This is a genomic window from Proteus sp. HMSC14B05 (genome assembly GCF_001808035.1).
Lineage (GTDB): Bacteria > Pseudomonadota > Gammaproteobacteria > Enterobacterales > Enterobacteriaceae > Proteus > Proteus mirabilis.
The window spans coordinates 1-2,305 of record NZ_KV791965.1; the positions used below are offsets into that span (position 1 = coordinate 1).

Annotated in this window: 1 protein-coding gene and 1 pseudogene; both read left to right on the forward strand. The window is 28.5% G+C overall.

Annotation, left to right across the window (positions count from 1 at the left end; genetic code table 11):
* On the forward strand, window positions 1-1,152 hold a 1,152-nt coding region (locus tag HMPREF3129_RS02095; protein WP_175437862.1), incomplete at its 5' end, for a M10 family metallopeptidase C-terminal domain-containing protein.
* A gap of 306 nt (window positions 1,153-1,458) precedes the next feature.
* Window positions 1,459-2,305: pseudogene (locus HMPREF3129_RS02100) on the forward strand (metalloprotease); the annotation flags it as partial.

Consider the following 2,305-nt stretch of genomic DNA (forward strand, 5'->3'; position numbering starts at 1 on the left):
TACCAACAAAATAAACATAAAATCGGCTCATTTGTATATCATACTTTTATACATGAATTAGGTCATTCTCTAGGGCTATTCCATATTTGGGAATACATACTAAATGAAAAGCATAAAGTATTAGATTCAATTAAATACTCAGTTATGAGCTATAAGTGTCCTGATATTAAAGATGCAGATTTTGGTGGCCTTTATCCCATGACCTTTATGCTAGTAGATATATTATTATTACAATATCTCTATGGCGAAAATATGACCACACGTCTTGAAAATAATACCTATGGTTTTCATTCCAATACGGGACGCGCCGCTTACTCTTTAAATAACATAGAAGATAAACTAGTGAGCTGTATTTGGGATTCAGGAGGAATTGATACATTAGACTTTTCCCTATATACCGTTAATCAAGTCATTAATCTCAATGAGGGCTGTTTTTCAGATATTGGAGGATTACGGAGTAATATCTCTATTGCCTATAAAACGATTATTGAAAATGCGATTGGTGGTAAAGGTGATGATACTCTCATAGGAAATCCTTTTGATAATAACCTCATAGGTGGTGATGGCAATGATTTATTCTATGGCGGTGATGGCAATGATTTATTCTATGGTGGCTCTGGAAACGATGTTATATACGGAGAAATGGGAAATGATGTGCTCTATGGTGATGATGGAGATGATATGCTTATTGATTATTATGGTGCTAATATGTTGAATGGTGGTAAGGGTAATGATCGGATCTGTGTAGCATCAATGGATAGAGGGCTTCCAGGCAGAAATATCATTCTAGGGGGAGAAGGTGATGATGAAATATATTTGGGCACAGGAACTCATCGTATAACAGGTGGACAAGGAAATGATACCTTTAATTTTTTCTGCTATGAGGGCATTGAAAGCAATAGTTCAATTTGGGATTTTGAAAAAAACAAGGATAAAATAACTTTGCTCACTAGGGATTATAGAAAAATAGATATATCAAAAATGAAAAAAGTTGATAAATTATCAGGAGATAAAAATGAATTTTCATTAAATCATAACAAACCAGCCAACAAAACCATCATAGACGTTTCAACATCTTCTAACGATGATAAATCCATTGTACATATAGAGATTGTCGGTATATTTAACCATGATGAACTCTTTGCAGTATAAATAAATCTCACCATATGATTTGTTAAAATTTTAAACTATTTCTCTATAAATTATCATTAATTATTATATTAATAATAATCCAGCATAATAACGATAACCAACTAAAAACACACTAATAAATAGTGTGTTTCTATAAACTTTATTTCTATAAATATAACAACCAACTAATAATATAAAAAATACTGATATGTGTTTTTTCAAAAAGTAATAAAACAACAAAAATACAATAATTAGCTAATTATAGAATAAGTTTATTTTATAATAATTAATGCAAATAATTTATTATTAAATAAGAAAGGAATTTATATGACTATAGTAAAAAATGTTAAAGAAACGACTAATTTCTATTTACCTAAAGGGATCATCACAACAGGAACTATGATAGGTTGGCCAAAAAAATCACCAAATGAAATAACAACAATAACTTATACATTTCCAGATCATAACACATACCGAGAAATTATAAAAAATAAAAACCCATTAACAGAAAACATGAGAAAAAAAACGCTAAAAGATATATATGAATATTATAGGTTAGTAAATATTAGAGAACAAAAAAAACAAGAATTAAACACCATTGAAGATAAAGATAGTGAGGCTTCAAAAAAAAGAATAAAAGAATTAGAAGAAGGAATAAAAAAAATAGCAAATGATATTTATACTATACTAGATAATATACCTATCTATATTTATTCCACTCAAGAAACAATATTCCCCCATCAACAAGAAGTTATCGAAGAAATATTAAAACATGCCTCAGATATATTACCTATATTTTTTAAAAAAATATCACCATATAGCAATGCTGATTTAAAGTTTGGTTATTATAATCAATTTGTTAATATATCTGGTACAAAATTCATTTCAGGTTATCGAAAAGGCAGTGCTAGTCATCCTAACGAGGAAGGTACACCTATAAAAGAGATAAAACCAGATGAAGAACATGATAAACCTGGTACTATATTTATTGATTTTTCTTCACGCGAATATTATAAAACAATTAAACAAGATAATATTGATGAATATATAGAAAATGAGGCAGATATCTATGATATATATTATATTAATAATGATAAAACTATTACAATAGCAAGGGGTAATAATGAGTTACGCAAAGAATACCAACAAAATAAACATAAAATCGGCTCATTTG